11 protein-coding genes and 1 riboswitch are annotated in these 19,294 nt (G+C 43.2%); of the genes, 7 read left to right on the top strand and 4 right to left on the bottom strand.

What is annotated here, in order from left to right:
* Positions 1-35: 35 nt before the first annotated feature.
* The 6 genes from NT175_04820 to NT175_04795 all read left to right on the top strand — a co-directional run bounded on the left by NT175_04820 (position 36) and on the right by NT175_04795 (position 13,176).
* Positions 36-3,767 carry a T9SS type A sorting domain-containing protein gene (locus NT175_04820; GenBank protein MCX6234037.1) on the top strand — a complete coding sequence of 1,244 codons (3,732 nt, stop codon included), beginning with the start codon at positions 36-38 and terminating at the stop codon, positions 3,765-3,767.
* Positions 3,768-3,816: 49 nt separating this feature from the next.
* A complete protein-coding gene (locus NT175_04815) occupies positions 3,817-5,802 on the top strand; it encodes a gliding motility-associated C-terminal domain-containing protein (protein ID MCX6234036.1) in 1,986 nt (661 codons plus the stop codon).
* A 136-nt stretch (positions 5,803-5,938) separates the two neighbouring features.
* Positions 5,939-9,655: a T9SS type A sorting domain-containing protein gene (locus tag NT175_04810; protein ID MCX6234035.1), complete on the top strand. Its 3,717-nt coding sequence runs from the start codon at positions 5,939-5,941 to the stop codon at positions 9,653-9,655.
* A gap of 118 nt (positions 9,656-9,773) precedes the next feature.
* A complete protein-coding gene (locus NT175_04805; GenBank protein ID MCX6234034.1) occupies positions 9,774-11,927 on the top strand; it encodes a Tex family protein in 2,154 nt (717 codons plus the stop codon).
* A gap of 52 nt (positions 11,928-11,979) precedes the next feature.
* Positions 11,980-12,663, top strand: coding sequence for an outer membrane beta-barrel protein (locus tag NT175_04800; protein MCX6234033.1), 684 nt, complete (start codon positions 11,980-11,982; stop codon positions 12,661-12,663).
* Between the two features lie 9 nt (positions 12,664-12,672).
* Positions 12,673-13,176 carry a cupin domain-containing protein gene (locus tag NT175_04795; protein ID MCX6234032.1) on the top strand — a complete coding sequence of 168 codons (504 nt, stop codon included), beginning with the start codon at positions 12,673-12,675 and terminating at the stop codon, positions 13,174-13,176.
* A 58-nt stretch (positions 13,177-13,234) separates the two neighbouring features.
* Here the strand turns inward: NT175_04795 and NT175_04790 are convergent, their stop codons facing one another.
* The 4 genes from NT175_04790 to NT175_04775 all read right to left on the bottom strand — a co-directional run bounded on the left by NT175_04790 (position 13,235) and on the right by NT175_04775 (position 18,581).
* Positions 13,235-14,428, bottom strand: a complete 1,194-nt coding sequence (locus tag NT175_04790) for an FprA family A-type flavoprotein (GenBank protein MCX6234031.1) — start codon at positions 14,426-14,428, stop codon at positions 13,235-13,237.
* Positions 14,429-14,437: 9 nt separating this feature from the next.
* On the bottom strand, positions 14,438-15,190 hold the full coding sequence (locus tag NT175_04785; protein MCX6234030.1) for a gamma-glutamyl-gamma-aminobutyrate hydrolase family protein: 753 nt from the start codon (positions 15,188-15,190) through the stop codon (positions 14,438-14,440).
* 124 nt (positions 15,191-15,314) lie between these two features.
* Positions 15,315-17,717: a TonB-dependent receptor gene (locus NT175_04780; GenBank protein ID MCX6234029.1), complete on the bottom strand. Its 2,403-nt coding sequence runs from the start codon at positions 17,715-17,717 to the stop codon at positions 15,315-15,317.
* Positions 17,718-17,765: 48 nt separating this feature from the next.
* A riboswitch (TPP riboswitch) is annotated at positions 17,766-17,861 on the bottom strand.
* Between the two features lie 24 nt (positions 17,862-17,885).
* Entirely contained in the window at positions 17,886-18,581 is a 696-nt protein-coding gene (locus NT175_04775) for a DUF434 domain-containing protein (protein ID MCX6234028.1), read from the bottom strand.
* A 143-nt stretch (positions 18,582-18,724) separates the two neighbouring features.
* Between NT175_04775 and NT175_04770 the strand changes: the two genes are divergently transcribed.
* Positions 18,725-19,180 carry a 3-dehydroquinate dehydratase gene (locus NT175_04770; GenBank protein ID MCX6234027.1) on the top strand — a complete coding sequence of 152 codons (456 nt, stop codon included), beginning with the start codon at positions 18,725-18,727 and terminating at the stop codon, positions 19,178-19,180.
* Positions 19,181-19,294 lie beyond the last annotated feature (114 nt).

The following is a 19,294-nucleotide window of genomic DNA, read 5'->3' as shown; positions in this document are numbered from 1 at the left end:
ATACCCAAATTTCTATTTTTGTAAAAATCCGATCTATGTGGCATATCATTCATAGGATTTTATTGTTAAAAATCATTCTTCTGGCAACTAGTGTGCTGTCATCCTCTTTCACATTTTCACAGATACCCACTGATCAGGACTGTCTTGGAGCAATCGCCGTTTGTCAGGCGACATATTATACTGAAATTTCATATTCAGGTACAGGCAACTATCTGAATGAGATTAATCCGGGTCCTTCATGCATGGATTGGGGCGAACTGAATGATGTATGGTATATCATTACGGTAAAGACTGGCGGCAACCTGGGTTTCCTGATCACTCCCAACCAATTATCCGACGACTATGACTGGACAGTTTTCGAGCTGACCAATGCAGAATGTTCCGACATTTATTATGATCCATCACTTGAGGTAAGTTGTAACTGGTCGGGAACACCAGGTGCAACAGGAGCTAATGGCGGCTCAAATTATACAACCCAGGGTGCCGGTGGTACTCCCTTTAATGCATTGATTCCCGTTTCACCAGGCGAAATCTATGTGCTGAATATCAGCAACTTTTCTCAATCGCAAAGTGGCTATTTCCTTGATTTCGGGCTTTCGACAGCATCTATATATGATGACGTCCATCCTTATATTAATTATGAACAACAGACCATAGGTTGTGCCGGTGATACGGAGTTATATATTGAGTTTTCCGAAAATGTGGTGTGTACCACTGTTCAGCCTGCTGATTTTTCGCTGACAGGACCTTCCGGTGAAGTCTTCACTGTGACCGATGTCACCGGCGAAGGGTGTGAAGTTGGCGGGGAACAGGAAAAAGCCTATACCCTTACAGTCACTCCCCCCATCTTTAACAGCGGTCAGTATATTATTACGGTTATTGGTGTGATTACCGATTTATGCGAGAACAATGCTCTATCCTCCCCTGTGACTTTTGAACTGCAGTCGGGACTTCCTGTTGTTGATTTTGATGGCCTGCATCCATTCTGGTGTGAAAATGAGCAGCCCGATACCATTTATGGCAACCATTATCCTGAAACGGGAAATAGTTCTTTTACTGGTCCCGGGATAACGGACCTTGGCAATAATTCTGCAGTTTTTAATCCGGGTGCTACCGGTCCGGGTGGGCCTTATTCGGTCACATACGAATATACCGATGCCGGCGGTTGCAGTAATTCGATCAGCAGACTTGTCACAGTACAGAGTCTTCCCATTCAATATACTGTCGGAGGGGGCGGATCCTATTGTGAAGGTAGTACCGGTCCTGAAATATACCTTGTTGAAGATCAATCTGAAGCTTTTGTAGGTTATGAATTGTACCACAATGGTTCCTCAACGGGCCAGATTGTTATGGGTACAGGCATCGGAGGAATAAATTTCGGACTACAGACCGAAGCAGGAGTATATACTGTGAAAGCGTCAGGGAATTGCGGAAATAACGACATGCTGGGTTCGGCAGAAATAGACATTGCTATTGTACCACAGGTATTCAATGTAAGCGGCGGAGGTTATTATTGTGAGAATGTTAACGGCACTTCTATCACCCTGAACGATTCAGAAGCAGGTGTGACGTACGAACTGCTGTTGAACTCGTTACCGACAGGTATAGATTTAGAGGGAACAGGTGATCCCGTGAGTTTTAATGGGGTGACTATGCCGGGCTGGTACACCGTTCTTGCTTTTAATACGATATGCTCCGATACCATGGCAGGTGCCGGGGAAATCGGAATTAATCCTGTGCCTGTTGCTAACGCAGGCCCGGATAAATCGATACCCTATGGAACATGGACCACACTTGATGGTTCTGCCACCGGAGGTACCAGTGGTTATACTTGGCACTGGGAGCCTGCCAATTTGCTTGTCAATCCGGATATTGAAGATCCTCAGACTATTAACCTGGATATAACTACCATTTTTACCCTTAAAGTCACAGATATCAATGGTTGTGAAGATACTGATGACATTATCGTCACGGTAGTCGGCGGACCATTGGGAGTAAATGTATCTGCCGATAATGACCAGCTATGTCTTGGGGAGAGCACACAACTCCATGCCCTGGCATCGGGAGGTGCCGGTGTCTATACCTATTCATGGGTATCAAATCCGCCGGGATTCACATCCACCGATGCAAATCCTGTTGTAACACCTGCTATGAACACTCTGTATACTGTTACTGTCAATGATGGATATAATTCGTCACAAGGCAGTACTTCCTTAACTGTCAAGCCTTTACCTGGGGCCCAGGCCAGTGCTGACCTCATAAGCATTCCTTATGGATCATGGACAACACTTCATGCAGTTACCACAGGCGGGATAGGACCATTTTCTTATCAGTGGTCGCCGGCAGATAAGGTTGTAAACTCTTCTTCTGCTGATCCGGAGACTGTGCATCTCGAATATACTGTCGTGTTTACGGTACTTGTTACTGATCAGTCAACCGGCTGCCATGATGAAGCATCTGTGACCGTGGAAGTATATGGCGGCCCTCTTCAGATTGTCAGTGTCACAGCTGATCCTGATGCCATGTGTAATACCGGAGGAGCGGTTCAGTTAAGCGGCGTTGTAGCCGGAGGTACGGAAAACTATACGTATCAGTGGACATCCAATCCGCCAGGATTTAATGCCAGCATCTTGAATACTGTGGCCTACCCCACACAATCCACGACGTATACCCTGGCGGTTAATGATGGTAATGTCACGGTCAATGGCAGCGTCGACGTCACTGTGCATGCTTTGCCTTCTGCCAGTGCCGGTGAGGATAAAACAATTCCTTATGGTACATGGACCGTACTAAGCGGATATGCAACAGGAGGATCGGGATTCTATTTCTGGAATTGGGAACCTGTTGATATGCTTGTTAATTCCTTTATCCAAAATCCCCAGACCATCAATATGACGGAATCAACTATATTTACGCTGAAAGCGACAGATCAATACGGTTGCTGGGATGAGGACCAGATCACTATCAATGTCGTCGGAGGCCCTCTTGGAGTGAATGCCTATGCTGAATCCCCGGAAATATGCCAGGGAGTCGAAACCATGTTACAGGCTCTGGCATTCGGCGGTGCCGAAACTTATCAATATACCTGGAAAGATAATACCGGCTCAGTTATCTCTAATAATGTCAGCATGTATGTCAATCCTGATACAACTACTGTTTACACCATTGAAGTTTCTGACGGCTATAACGAGAGCAGCAATACGGTCACTGTCACTGTAAATCCTTTACCTGCAATAAATCTTATACCGCAAGGTTCAACAATAATTGGCGAAGATACTATTGCCGTATGTGTATATGATACGCTTATTCTGGATGCCGGTAATCCCGGATTCCAGTATGAATGGTCTGATCTGTCATGGGGACAAACATTGCAGGTCAGAACAACCGGTATTGGACTTGTCATTCAGACCTACTGGGTAATAGTGTCAAATCCGGAAACCGGGTGTCATGCTTCCGATTCCCTGACGGTGTTATTTAGTTTCTCCGAATGTACCGGAATTCCGACAACTGATCATAGTATTGATATAAAGATTTTTCCAAATCCAACACATGACCAAATACATGTAATTATAAAGGGACTGACATCCACCGCTGAAATGGAGATATTCGATATGCACGGGCAGATCATCCTGAGGAAAAACATCAGGTCCAATGGTGCTGACGGCTATACTGGGCAACTTGATCTTTCATTTTTCCATAAAGGGATATACATGTTTAAACTTATCAGCGACAATGTCGTATATTTGAAAAAGATAATACTCGAGTAAAATATCATATCTTTAACAAGTTGTTCATTTCAATTAAAAGAACCTGATAATGCGGATAGTTTTAATTTTTTCCGGCCTTTTGCTTGTCATCTTTTCATATGCTCAGAGCTTTTCTGATGAATGTGAATATATCCCACCTGAAGAAGCCAATTATTGGTATTTTTCAAGTTTTGCAGGATTGGTTTTTACCAATTCTGTGAGTTATGATAATGCAAACACAGTGTTGTATTATAATCCTATTGAAAAAATAGGTGGTAGAAGCAGTTCAGTTATTTCTGATGAACTGGGCAACTTTAAATTTGTATCTAATGGTCAACAGGTATGGGGAAGTAATTTTGAACTTCTGCCTCATGGTAATGACCTTTTTGGAGATCCCAGTTGTACACAATCTTCAATATTTATACAAAATCCTGAAATTAAGAATATTTATTATCTATTTACAGTCGATTTCCCTTATGACCCATATTTTCATACTGTTTCTTACGGATTCAGATATTCTGAAATTGATTTAAATTTTAATCCACCCTATGGTGATGTCAAAAATTATAATATTCTTTTGCATGAAGATGTTGCTGAAAAACTAACGGCTGTCAGGCATAAGAATGAACGGGATGTTTGGGTTATTACACATGGCTATGATGTCTCTCTTAATGGAGAATGGGCTAATTGTTTTTATGTTTTTTTGGTGACACGGGATGGGGTGGATACGAATTTTATTACAAATCCAATCGGAAAAAGTTATGAAGGATCACTTGGTTTTCCTATACCAAATATTTCCACCGGCTATATGAAGTCATCACCAGATGGTAGTAAGATTGCGGTTGCAATTACTGGTCTTAACTCAGTCGAGATTTTTGATTTTAATAATGAAACAGGCGTACTTAGTAACTGTAAATCATCACCTGAAACTTTTAAAAATGCTTTTGGTATTGAATTCTCACCTGATAATTCTAAACTATATGTCAGTACGCTCGACTTTTCGCAGACTCTTATTGATTCAAGCCGGGTGTATCAACTGGATTTAAACAACACTGATATTTTTCAAAATCCTTATCAAATTATTGCTTCTCATTATGATAGTGCTTTTGGAGCTTTACAGTTAGGAAAAGATGGTAAAATTTATGTTGCCAGAACGAATTTGTCTTATCTGAGTGTGATCCAAAATCCTGATAGAATTGGCAATTGGTGCAATATTATTGAGAATGGTCAAGGATTAGGGGGAAGAAGCGGTTATATATGCCTTCCCAATTTTATGCAGAGCTACCTGGATATACCGGCTTTTACATATAAAAACAAGTGTTTTGGTGATACCACCATACTTACAGTTACCAATGACTCCAATATAGAGTCTCAGCTCTGGAATTTTGATGATCTGGGTTCCGGAAGTAGTAATACATCTTCTCTTTCCTCACCCGGACATGTTTTCAGCAATCCCGGACCATATAATGTTTTGCTAAGCGAATTCTATAAAGGTAAGTCGTTTCAAAGCAGCGAAAAGGTTGTCATTAATCCTTTGCCTGATATCGATTATTTGAACCCGGATACAGTCTTTTTATATCCTGGTGCAAAGTTCACCCTTCAGGGAGGTGCCGGTTATGATAAATATTTCTGGTATTACCAAAGTATGCAAAACCCAGCCGGAACTAATCAGCAGTTTATCGCTGCCGATACAGGTACATATTACCTGATGGTTGTGGATACCCTATGCTGTTATAATATTGACACTATTGTCATCATCCCCTCGGTGATTTTTGTCCCCAATGCCTTCACACCTAACGGAGATGGGTTAAATGAAGAATTTATGGCTATCTGTCTAAAAGAGGGCGGTATAAATGATTTTCATATGATGGTTTATAATCGATGGGGACAGCTTCTATTTGAAAGTCATGAAATTGATGAGGGATGGGATGGCACTCTTAATAACACATTATTACCCTCTGGTGTTTATATTTATAAGATCACCTATAAGGTTGAACTTGACTTTGGCGTATTTGATAATGTGGTGCTGAAGGGACCTTTAACCCTGTTACGATGAGCTTTACAGTTCATGAACCAGGAGTATAGTGCAAGGTTTGAGATAATCCGGCGAATACTATGAAAGATAAAAAAATGACGGACTACCAATGTAATTTATGTGGAATTTAAGAAGACTCTGCCTTTTACTATTCTCTATGTTAGTTTTTTATTCTGTGCCGGGACAGGTTCCGACAGTGCAGGACTGCCTCGGTGCCATACCGGTTTGTACTGAAATTTATTACAATGAACAATCCTATATCGGTTCAGGTAATTACCCTAACGAAATAAATCCTGACCAGCAGTGTCCATATAGCTGTATGGATGGAGAGAAAAATGATGTATGGTATATCATTACCGTTCAGAACTCCGGCCTTGTACGTTTCAAGATTACGCCCAATGATCCGAACGACGACTATGATTGGGCCGTTTTTTCCTTAAACGGCTTTGAATGCAGCGAGATATACAACAACGCTGTCCAGATGCAGGTTAGCTGCAATGCTTATGGCAACTATGGCTATAATGGGCCTACAGGTGCCAGCACCGCCTTGGGTGGTACCACCAATTGCCAGAACGGCGGCGTAACTAATCCCTGGAATATTGATATTCCAGTTAACACGGGTGAGACTTATGTCTTATGTGTCAGTAACTGGAGTCAGACACAGAATGGCTATACCCTTGATTTCACTCCTTCCACAGCATCCATTTTTGACAATATCAATCCTTATGTTTCTGCTTTTCAGGAAACGATAGGCTGTGCAGGTGTAACTATATTGTTTTTTGAGTTTTCGGAAAATGTGAAGTGCAGTACTGTCCAACCTTCAGATTTTCAGTTTACAAATGCATCAGGCAGCATTCAATATACCATAACCGACGTGGTTGGTGAAGCATGTGAACTTGGTGGCACACAGGAGAAGAAATATACCCTGGTATTTAATCCTCCCATTATTGATGGCGGTGATTATAAGCTTAAAATCATCGGATTGATTTCTGACTTGTGTGATAATAATGCACAATCCATAGAGTATGAATTTACCTTGATTCCGGGACTGCCTCCTGTTGACTTTAGCGGATTATATCCTTTCTGGTGTGTCAATGAAGAGCCTGATACATTATTTGGTGACTATTACCCTGAAACAGGGAACAGTACCTTTTCCGGCCCAGGCATCACTGACCTGGGTAATAATTCGGCTGTTTTTAATCCCGCAGAAGCCGGTGTGGGAGGACCTTTCCCGATAACCTATACCTATACCGATGCGGGTGGATGTTCTAACAGCATCAACAGGCTGGTGACCGTCAGAGGAACACCTGTCCAGTATCCGGTCGGTGGGGGAGGAATGTACTGTGAAGGTACTACCGGGCCGGAAGTATATCTCGATACGAACACATCCGAAGCTTATGTTAATTATGAATTGATCCTGAATGGCTTGCCCACAGGCCAGGTTGTCGTTGGAACGGGAATAGGAGGTATTAATTTTGGACCTCAGGATCTGCCTGGCATTTATACTGCTACTGCCAGCGGTAATTGTGGTAATTCAAATATGATCGGCTCTGTCGAAGTTTCTGTTGCTATCGTTCCCGAAGTTTACTCAGTGACAGGCGGCGGATATTATTGTGAAGATCAGGCTGGCGTGTCAGTTGACCTGAGCGCATCAGAAGTCGGCGTTACATATGAGCTTTTAATAAACGGGACTGCCGCCGGAACAATCATCCAGGGAACAGGCAGTCCGATCAGCTTCACCGGTGTGAAAATACCCGGCTGGTATGGTATTTATGGCTATACTGAAATATGTTCCGATACTATGTCAGGCACTGTAGAAGTAGACATTTTCCCTGTTCCCATTGCTAACGCTGGTGCTGATTTCTCAATACCTTATGGTATCTATACCACCCTAAACGGTACTGCAACAGGAGGTACAGGCACCTATACTTATCTCTGGGAACCTCCATCTCTGTTAATTGATCCTACACTTGCCAATCCCACTACTGTAAATTTGACAAGCACCACCATATTTACATTTAAAGTTACTGATGGCAACGTATGTATGGATATTGATGATGTGAAGGTGACGGTGACCGGAGGCCCGCTCGGTATTATTGTGACTGCTGGGGAAGAGGCGATTTGTGAAGGGGAAGGGACTCAGCTGCATGCCCTGGCTTCGGGTGGCTCCGGCAATTATACCTATTCCTGGGCTTCTGTTCCACCCGGATTCACCTCTGCAGATCCTGATCCGATGATCATTCCTTTAGTGACCACACAATATACCGTGACAGTCAATGACGGTTATAACACCTCTCAGGGCAGTGTGACTGTCACTGTGAAAATACTTCCTGCTGTTCAAGCCTCTGCCGATCAGACCAGCATACCTTATGGATCCTGGACAGTATTGCATGCACTGGCAGGTGGTGGAATTGGTCCCTATACATACCAGTGGACTCCTGCCAATTTTGTTTTAGATCCTTCTTCCCCTGATCCGGAAACACAACACCTGGAATATACTGTGCTCTTCACTGCAACAGTGACCGATCAGGGCACAGGGTGTGTCAACGATGCTTCAGTTACTGTTACAGTCTACGGTGGCCCACTCCAGATCGTCAGTGTGAATGCCAGCCCCGATGAGATGTGCAATACCGGAGCCGCAGTTCAGTTAATCGGCGTTGTTGCCGGAGGTACGGAAAACTATACTTATCAATGGACATCCAATCCATCAGGATTTAATGCCAGCATTTTAAATCCTGTGGTCTATCCCACACAATCCACAACGTATAACCTCGCCGTTAATGATGGCAATGTCACGGTCAATGGCAGCGTCGACGTCACTGTGCATGCTTTGCCTTCTGCCGGTGCCGGTGAGGATAAAACGATTCCCTATGGCACGTGGACCGTATTGAGCGGATTTGCCACCGGTGGATCGGGATTCTATCTCTGGAACTGGGAACCAGCTGATATGCTTGTTAATCCTTTGATACAAAATCCCCAGACCATCAATATGACAGAATCAAAGATATTTACATTGAGAGCAACAGATCAATATGGATGCTGGGATGAGGACCAGATCACTATCAATGTCGTCGGGGGTCCGCTGGGAGTGAATGCCTATGTTGAGCCAGAGGCTATTTGTCAGGGTGGTGAAACAATGCTGCATGCCCTTGCATTCGGCGGTGCTGAACTATATCAATATACATGGAAAGATAATAACGGCACGGTTTTCTCTCACAACATCAATGTATATGTTAGCCCTGAAATAACTGCCGTTTACACCATTGAAGTTTCTGACGGCTATAACCAGAGCAGCAATACTGTCACGGTCACTGTAAATCCTTTACCTGCTATTAATCTTGTACCACAAGGTTCAACAATTATTGGTGAAGATACGATTGCAGTCTGTGTTTATGATACCGTCATACTCGATGCAGGTAATCCAGGGTGTCAGTATGTATGGTCAGACCAGTCGTGGGGACCTACGCTGCAAGTGAGTACCACCGGTATCGGTTTTGATATACAGACACGGTGGGTCACAGTCACAAATACAACCACAGGTTGTACTAATACCGACACTATCACTATCCTTTTTGCATTTTCGGAATGTACCGGTATTACGGGGCCTGAAGAATATGTATTCATCAGCATTTATCCTAATCCAACCACCGGGGTATTTGTCGTTGAAGTCACCGGATTGTCAGACATATTTGAAATGGAAGTAAGCGATATTCAGGGAGATGTCGTCTGGAGACAGATAACATGTGACAAAAAGTATGTGAACGGAGAAAAATATATTATTCAAGTCGATTTATCGGGTTTTTCCAAAGGTGTATACCTGATAAAATTTGTCAGCAAAGAATGTCTTTATATCGGTAAACTGATTAAACAATAGAGTTTTATAATGTATTTGAATTAACCTGCCGGGATCAGACAGATTTGTGGCTCTTTGTGTTTCATTGTTGATCACGGGGAGCCATTCATATATGATTTCCGTGACATAGCGGCATCCCATGAAAGAAAACTTTGCACATATCATTGCGCTTGAGATGAATCTAAAAGCTTCACAGGTGGTGAACACCGTGAGGCTGCTCGACGAAGGAGCCACAGTTCCATTCATTGCCCGTTACCGGAAGGAGATGACAGGAAGCCTTGATGAGGTGATGATCATAAAAATAAGGGACAGGCTTCATCAGCTAAAGGAATTGGAAAAACGGCGCGAAACCGTCATCCATACGATCAGGGAGCAGGGAAATCTGACCGAAGAGCTGGAAAAGCAAATTCAGGATGCCTCTACCATGTCCGAACTTGAAGATATTTATCTTCCCTATAAACCAAAGCGAAAGACACGCGGCACTATCGCCAAAGCCCGCGGACTGGAGCCACTAGCGAAAATGATCATGGCCCAGATTTATGCCGACATTGATGTCAGAGCCTTGGCTTTTGTGGATGCCGAAAAGGATGTTCCTGCTGTTGATGATGCCATCAACGGCGCTCTGGATATCATCGCCGAATGGGTCAATGAACATAAAAGAACACGTGAGGAACTCCGGCAGTTATTTTTCCGTCAGTCTGTGATTAAATGTAAAGTCATTAAAGGTAAGGAAACCGAAGGGCAGAAATATCAGACCTATTTTGAACATGAAGAAGCCCTGGCTAAGTCACCCTCACACCGTATTTTGGCTATGTTAAGGGGTGAAAATGAAAAATTCCTTTCCGTTTCCATTTATCCTCCCGAAGATATGGCTATTTCGATCCTGGAAGGGATATTTGTAAAAAATAACAATCCTTCATCACTGTGGGTCAATCAGGCGCTGAGAGATAGTTATAAAAGGCTGCTGCAGCCCTCGCTTGAGACTGAAATGCGTAATTGGGCCAAGGACAGGGCTGATGAAAAAGCCATTAGCGTGTTTGCCGACAACCTACGGCAGCTTTTAATGGCTCCGCCACTTGGCCGGAAAAATATTCTCGCCATCGATCCGGGCTTTAAAACCGGATGCAAAGTGGTATGCCTGGATAATCAGGGTAACCTCGTGCATAATGAGACCATCTATCCTCATCCTCCTGTGCTTGAAACCAGAAGGGCTATGGGCAAAATAGAGACACTCGTCAATGCCTATGATATCGAAGCCATAGCTGTTGGCAATGGAACGGCAGGGCGTGAAACTGAGGATTTTATCAAGCAGATACGGTTTTCGAAAGATCTCATTGCCGTGATGGTGGACGAAAGCGGAGCGTCGGTTTATTCGGCTTCCGATATCGCCAGGGAGGAATTTCCCGATTACGATGTAACGGTCCGTGGTGCGGTATCAATTGGTCGCAGGCTCATGGATCCACTCGCAGAGTTAGTCAAAATCGATCCTCAATCGATAGGTGTGGGGCAATACCAGCATGATGTCAATCAACCTGCCCTCCAGCAAAGCCTCGAAGATACCGTGGTGAGTTGTGTGAACCAGGTAGGAGTGGAGGTGAATACAGCCAGTAAGGAAATTCTGACTTATGTCTCCGGTGTTGGCCCCTCACTCGCCAAAAACATCGTTGAACACCGGAAACAACACGGTGATTTTCATTCACGTGAAGAGTTGAAGAAGGTAACACGTTTCGGCGACAAGGCCTTCGAGCAGGCTGCAGGATTCCTCCGGATACACGATGCCATCAATCCCCTCGACCGCAGCGCTGTCCATCCTGAAAGCTATGATATCGTCCAACGTATGGCCGGAAGTGTCAATGCCACTGTCGAAGAGCTGATGAAAAATTCCGAACTCAGAACACGCATTGATATAGAGCAGTTTATAACTGAAACAACCGGCTTACCTACCCTTCATGATATAATGGATGAACTGGCCAAGCCGGGACGGGATCCAAGGAAGAAATTTGAGATGTTTGAATTTGATAAAAACATCCATACCATTGAAGATCTGATATCAGGGCAGGTTTTACCAGGCATTGTCACTAATATAACAGCATTTGGCATTTTCGTGGATATCGGCATCCATCAGGCGGGACTTGTACACATCAGCCAGCTTTCCGATCATTATGTCAAAGATCCCGGCCAGGTTGTAAAACTGCATCAGAAAGTAAACGTTAAAGTACTGGAAGTGGATAAGGAAAGAGGCCGGATACAACTGACGATGAAAGGTTTGGAGCAGAAACGGTATGCAAAATAATACAAAGTACAGAACGTTAGATTTGAGTATAATTAATCAATAACAGCTTCAAATGCGATTCAGGCAAATAATCTTATTTTATATTCTTACCGCCTACTGCCTACTGCCGACTGCCGACTATTCTACTGCCCAGGTCTTCAAGGCAGCTTTCATCGGTGGCTTCAACCTGTCGCAGGTGGATGGCGATGAGGTGTATGGATTTCATAAGGCTGGTTTAAATGCCGGCGCAGCTGTTATATGGCCATTCAGCGAACGGTTTGAGTTAACGATAGAAACTATCTTCAGCCAAAAGGGCTCTTACCAAAAACCACAGTTTAATGATTCGCTGAGTGGGGAATACAAGCTGAAACTCCAGTACCTTGAAGGGCCCATATTGTTTCATTATAATGATAAAGGCATTATTAGTTTTGGCCTTGGTCTGTCTTGGGGCCGGCTGATAGGTGTGGAGGAATATGAACATGGCAACCGGGTGACGACAACGACGCTTTTGAATGGCCCTTATAGCCTGAATGACTTCGATGCCATGGCAGATGTCAGATTCCGCATCTGGAAAAGGCTCAAGGGCAATGTGAGGTATACCTATTCTTTAGTGCCCATTCGCACAAGGGAGTTTCATCCACCAGGCAACGATCCCTGGACACGCTACCAGTACAACAACTTCTGGACGGTGAGGCTCATATATATCATCAACGAAAAGCAATCGGATCGGATAAGAAATAAGAACCGGGGGAAATAACCGGCAGCTATGAAAGACGCAGCGTACTGGAAACAAAAGTTAAAGATGATGCCCCATCCTGAAGGAGGGTATTACAAAGAAACATACCGGTCGGCAGAGGTGTTACCTGCCTCAGTTTTACCTAAAAGGTTTCGCGGCAGCCGCCGTTTTTCAACAGCCATCTACTTTTTACTCGAAAGTGGCGACATTTCACTGTTCCACCGCATTAAATCGGAGGAGATATGGCATTTTTATGAGGGCGCTCCGTTACATCTCCATTTGATCGATAAAGAGGGTAAGTATTCATCTGTCGTACTTGGCCATGACCCTGATAATGACGAGAGTCTGCAGGTGGTGGTTCCTGCTGAGACATGGCTGGGAGCAAAGGTCATAGGCGAAGGGACATATACCCTAACCGGATGCACTGTTTCCCCGGGATTTGACTTCAAGGATTTTGAATTGGGAGTGCGTAAGGAACTCATCCTATCTTATCCACAACATAGATCTGTGATCGAAGAGCTGACGAAGGCTTAAAGGATTTTCTACGGTATCAGGAATATTGAGGCCTTAAAAGTGACTTAGCTTCTCCAGATTAACAACAGAGCTTCATAGCCATGCTTCTTCCGATGACCTCGCATTTTTCAAGATCGGAAAAATCGGGAGAACCTTTAGCCTGCACAGATGGGGCTATGACCTCCCATTGGATTTTTTTGGCAAACTCTTCAATGGCTTTCACTCCGCCGCCACCCCATGTGGCTGAACCAAAGATACCCAGCAGCCGGTTTTTTATGCCGGTATTCAATATCTTGCTTAGCAGACCCTCCATAGGCGGGAAGATGACGCTATTATAAGCGCTGCTGCCAAGAATAACACCTTTGTAACGGAAAATGTCACTCAGGATATAGGATGCATGGGTTTTGGATGAGTCGTAGACCCGGATATCCCTGATGCCCTCTTCACAAAGTGCACGGGCAATAGTATCGGCCATTTTTTCGGTATGGCCATACATCGATCCGAAGACGATAACGACTCCTTTATCCGATTCAAAGCGGCTCCATTTTTCATACATGGCAACAATCCTGCTGACATCCTTGCGCCAAACAGGCCCGTGAGTAGGAGCGATGATTCTGATCTCCTTTCCCTCCAGGGATGACAAAGCGCGCTGTACCGGATTCCAGTATTTGCCTACGATATTCGAATAATAGCGTCGTATCTCATCTTCATAAAAGGCCATGTTCAGCTCTTCATCGGTAATGCCGCCATCCAGTGTTCCAAAACTTCCGAATGCATCGCCTGAGAACAATATCCTGTCTTTTTCATCATAGGTCATCATCGTTTCAGGCCAATGAAGCATAGGTGTGAGCATGAATGTGAGCCGGTATTCGCCGAGATCGAGAACAGGATTGTTTTCGATAGCGATGAGATGATCATTTATCCCATAATACTGGTTCAATATCTTGAAAGTCGTCTTATTGCCGACGATCCTGATGTCAGGATATCTGCTGACAACAGCCCTGATAGCTCCTGAATGGTCAGGCTCCAGGTGGTTGATGACCAGATAGTCCGGGCTCTCTTTCTCACCCAGAATCATTGCGGCCTTGTCCAAAAGCTCATTGGCTTTTCCTTCTTCAACAGTATCAATCAAAGCCGTTTTTTTATCTCTGATGATATAGGCGTTATATGAAACTCCCTTTTCAACAGGCCAGATATTTTCAAAAAGGTGTATACGCCTGTCATTGACGCCCACCCAGTATATATTTCCGATTAGGTGTATGGGTTTATACATAGGCTGCTGTCATTTTTGCTGTTGAGAGTAACTGATTGCTTTGCTAAGAAAGAACTGGGCGATAGGTCGTGACATGATGTCCAGCGAATCCGGCAAACGTTCAGGATGCCATTGAACAGAGAGTAGCGGCGATCTGTCAAGAGTATCTTTCCACTCAAAAGCTTCCATCATACCGTCCGTCGATAGTGCCGTTACTTTGAAAGGCGAAGCCAGTATGGCAACGGCTTGGTGATGGCTGCTGTTGACAATTGCAGATGACTGACCTGTGATGGCTTTGAGTATGGACCCATCGGAGATCGAAATGCTATGAAAGCATTTTATTTTGTCCTCACAGCGGTGCTGAACTGACATTGCGGGAAAGGAAGATATATCCGGCACGAGTGTGCCTCCCTGGTAAACATTAAGAATCTGATGACCACGGCATATCGCCAGGATGGGCATTTTTAACTCCATGGCTTTTTTGATAAGGGCAAGCTCCAACGTATCCCTGTTATCATCAATATCTTCACAGATTGCCCTTTTATCTGGTTGGCTATATTTAGCTGGATTCACATCACCTCCGCCAGAAAGTAAAAGGCCTGAACATTTTTCAAGGGTGCTGACAGCTTTATCTAATGTCATCTGCGATAAATCCATCCACATAATAGATGGATTATTCTTTTGCAGCCATTCCCCATATGCTTTATAATTCTCCTCCGGACCACCCTTTGAGATGGCGATAGTGATTTTGCCATCAACGGTGTTGCTGTTACAACCCTGCATAAAAAAATGTATAATACTGAAGCAGATTAGAACAAAAGACAATAATAGAGTTTTTAATGTTATGCGCATAAAGTGTTATTATTTATTGTTTTCGGGACAAAGTTATAGAAAAAGCAATTGCCGGTCAAAACAGAAGCGTCAATCCGGCCATGAAGTTTATACCTGCCTGAGGGAAATACCCATCCACATAAAGTTCACGCCCTTCATAATTATATTTATATATCCAGGCATTCGTTTCATAATCTGTATTGAAGATGTTATTGGCCATCAGTGTTATATTTATATTTCTGATTACCGGAGTAACAATACTGTAGTTTATTCTGAAATTATTGAGGAAATAAGGTTCCAGGATATGATTGTCGTTTGAGGTATTATCAATATATTGTTTTCCTATGTAAGTGGATTCCAGCGTCAGTGTCAGATTTTTAACAGGTTCATAGCGAAACAGGTTGTGAAAAATAATCTCTGGAGAAAATGAGAGATCTGTTGTGCCGTTATAAGTGCTGTCCTGCATGCCGCTATCCCAATTGTCAATGTATTCTGTGAAGTCATGGATCTTATTCCGGCTCAGAGTGATATTGGCATCCCACTCGAGGTTCTTCATAATCCTGGCACCAGCGGTGATTTCAGCGCCTATACGGTAGCTTTCCGGAACATTGACCATGATAGGATCCCCAACATTGTTTATTTCACCGGTTAACACAAGCTGATTTTTGTAGTTCATATAATATAAGTTAATCCCAAACTTTGCTTTTGACAGGGACAGGTCATAACCCAGCTCATAGTCGAACAGCTTTTCAGAAGCAGGGATATGACCGGGGTCGGCATCAAGATAATTTCTGCGGTTGGGTTCACGATGGGCTATGCCGAAGGAGAAATAGGCCTTGTGCCGGTCGCTGAACTCATACAATACACCGGTCTTGGGATTGAAAAAGTCAAAGTGTGGCTGCTGGTCAATGTTTGCCAAATTATCATGTGTTCCCTTTATGGAATAATCTATCATTCTAAGCTGCATGTCAGCAAAGAGATTGATTTTTTTCGCCAGTGTATATTCGGCTTTCAGATAGATATTACCATCACTCTTCCTGCCTATGTTTTTATAGTAAGGCCTGTCTTTATCTGTGATAAGGGCATCTTTTGCCCAGATGACAAATCCATAATGATCGCCATTATATGTACTCCATGCTCCGCCAAAAGTTAATTTTATGCGTTTGTGGTTATCATAAAGTAACGAGAATGTCATGCCGCTAAAGTCATTGTCAAGCCATTTCTGCCGTATTAGATCTGACCTGGTGACACCACTATCGGACACGAACACATCTTCACCATATTTTAACAACTTCTGATCTGTCATATAACTTTCATAATACCCTTTGCCTTTGGTATAATGCGCTGCAAGATTAACCAGAAAACATTTCCCAATCTCCTGCGACAGAAGCAGCTGAAAGTGATCCTGTTTATAATTGTCGGTTTGATTGTCGTAATATCTAACCTGGCCATTGTCATTAATATATTTACCCGCCGGATTGTACGTCCTGTTTGTGTCAAGGATATCAGAAGGTATGCCTTCCCATGCCTGGTAAGTTTTCTCGTCGCCTGAAAACACGTTGATCTTAAAAATGGTCTTGTTCCCATAGAAACCGCCAGAGACAAAATAGGACTTAAGGTCAGATGAAGCCCTGTCGATATAACCATCGGAGGATATTTTTGAAAGCCGGGCATTAAAAGTAAATTTATTTTTGAGGAGCCCTGTTCCGACCATTATGTTGTTTTTAAGCGTGTTGAATGATCCAAAGGTGCCATCAATGCGCGCATAGGGTTCAGTTTCCACCGTGGTCGTCTGTATGTTGACACTGGCGCCAAATGCTGCTGCTCCGTTTGTTGATGTACCAACCCCGCGTTGCACCTGAATATTATCTATTGAAGATGACAGTTCAGGTAAATCAACCCAGAACACATTCTGTGATTCAGGATCATTTAATGGTATACCGTTAATTGTGACATTTATCCTGGTCATGTCGGTACCGCGTATTTGCATGCTGGTATATCCGACTCCGTTACCAGCGTCTGAATTAATGGTCAGCGAAGGTGTGGAACTCAATATGTAGGGTAAATCCCTACCCAGGTTAATTTCATTAATAGCTTTTTTTGAGATGTTGGTATAGGTGTCAGGCGACTTCACATTGGCGCGGGTTGATTGGATGATAACGACATCCTCCATGATTGGGCTTGACTCTAGCGCTATATTCACTGTGAGCGTGTTCTGTAAATCTAATTTTTGTTCCAATGTAAGGTAGCCTACATAGGAAACAATTAACACATAACTTCCCTTTTTCAAATCGGTGAACCGGTAATGCCCTGTCGGATCAGAGACAGTGTTTTTAAATGTTTCCTTCAGGATTAAATGCGCACCTGATAGGCTTTCACCTGTTGCATTATCCGTTACAATCCCGGAAATTCCAAATTGGGCATAGCAGGCTAATGGAGCAAAAGCCAATACCCTCAATAGATAGGCAATCTTTTTCATGGTCTGACAATTATATTCGATTAATCAGGATCCGGCAGCCTCTGACACCGCCGTGTTAATCTACTTCCCTTCGCCGGCATTACCCGGATCAGGTTCAATGAGTATGTTCTCAGCCCGTGTTGCAGGGCACCCCCATTCTAGGAAAATAGCTGTACAAATTTAATCAAATTATGATATGAAAAGAACACTGAGGTCAATAAATTTTGGATTATAATGATGAGAAATGCAATGATAGGGGAGATCAAATATTGGAATGGCGGATTTGTCGATAATCACTGAATCGGAGGATGCACAGATACCATGATTCAGGTTTTTAATCAAAATATCCGGGGATTTGAGTAACAGAGCCTTACCTGAGATAGAATGATTTTGTACCATCGTCTCAATTCTATTAAAGATATCTGCACTTTGATTTACAGGTTCATCAACATAGAAAATTGCTTCTGCGACAGGTATGGATGCAATATATTGCATGATCAAATCCAGCACTTTATCAAGGATTTCAGGTTTGACGGATTTGCCGTGAGCTTCGGTGCAATCACGCAGTAAACCATCAGTACTGATGAAAACTGTTTGACCATTAATGTAGCTGACAATTGTGATAAGGACATTAAAGGCATCGATATGAAGCACTTTTTTTACTATATCGTGCTCATGAATCAGACGGGATTTTCTTTTGGCACTATTTCCTTTTGTTGTGATCCCCCTATAAAGTACGCTCCGTTGGATACTGCTGAGTGCATAGCGGTCACCGACGAGTTTGAGGATGGTTTTCTGGGGATATTTTTTCTCCAGCCATGAAACATAGTCAGCCGCAGCCGTTTTAAAGACATCGGTCAGCAGTACAGAGTTACTGGTATTCATGTTTACTTGAATAATCGGTTGAAGTTAGGAAGAATTTTCATGCACTTCTGTCTAGATCTTGTCGGTTATTTATAATTAGCTTAATATTCAGGATATTGCAAACTGTGATAGATTTTGTATTTTTGTCGATCAAGTAGTTAAAAATGAAAATCTGCATCATTGACGGTCCCAATCTTAACCTCACAGGCGTGAGAGAGAAACAGATATATGGCAGTGAATCCCTTGAAGATTATCTTCAAAACCTTAGAAAGGAATATTCTGACCTGATTATTGATTATTACCAGAGCAACATAGAAGGAGAGATCATCAATAAACTTCATGAGGCAGGTTTTTCATGTGATGGAATTATTCTGAATGCCGGAGGGTATACGCATACTTCAGTCGCTATTGCTGATGCAGTAAGGGCAGTGACGGCTCCCGTTGTAGAAGTTCATCTGTCGAACATTTTTGCCAGGGAGGATTTCAGGCATAAATCACTCATCGGACCTTATGCTGTGGGGATTATAGCCGGATTTGGTATGGATTCGTACAGATTGGCTATTGAAAGTTTCATTTCTATGTCTTTCAAAAACTATCACTATTGTCCGACTAAATTCTGATTTTCAATTGACCCTTATGTAACAGTCAGAAAATCAGATATAATTTGTTCATTTTTTGTTTTTTCAAAAGTAGACCTCCCCTCATGTCAAGGCAAATTTTAGCTGTACTAACCG

It is taken from the genome of Bacteroidota bacterium (assembly GCA_026391695.1).
Taxonomy (GTDB): Bacteria; Bacteroidota; Bacteroidia; order Bacteroidales; family JAGONC01; genus JAPLDP01.
Note: the sequence above shows the minus strand (reverse complement) of the source record. Positions and strands in the feature narration are given on the sequence as shown.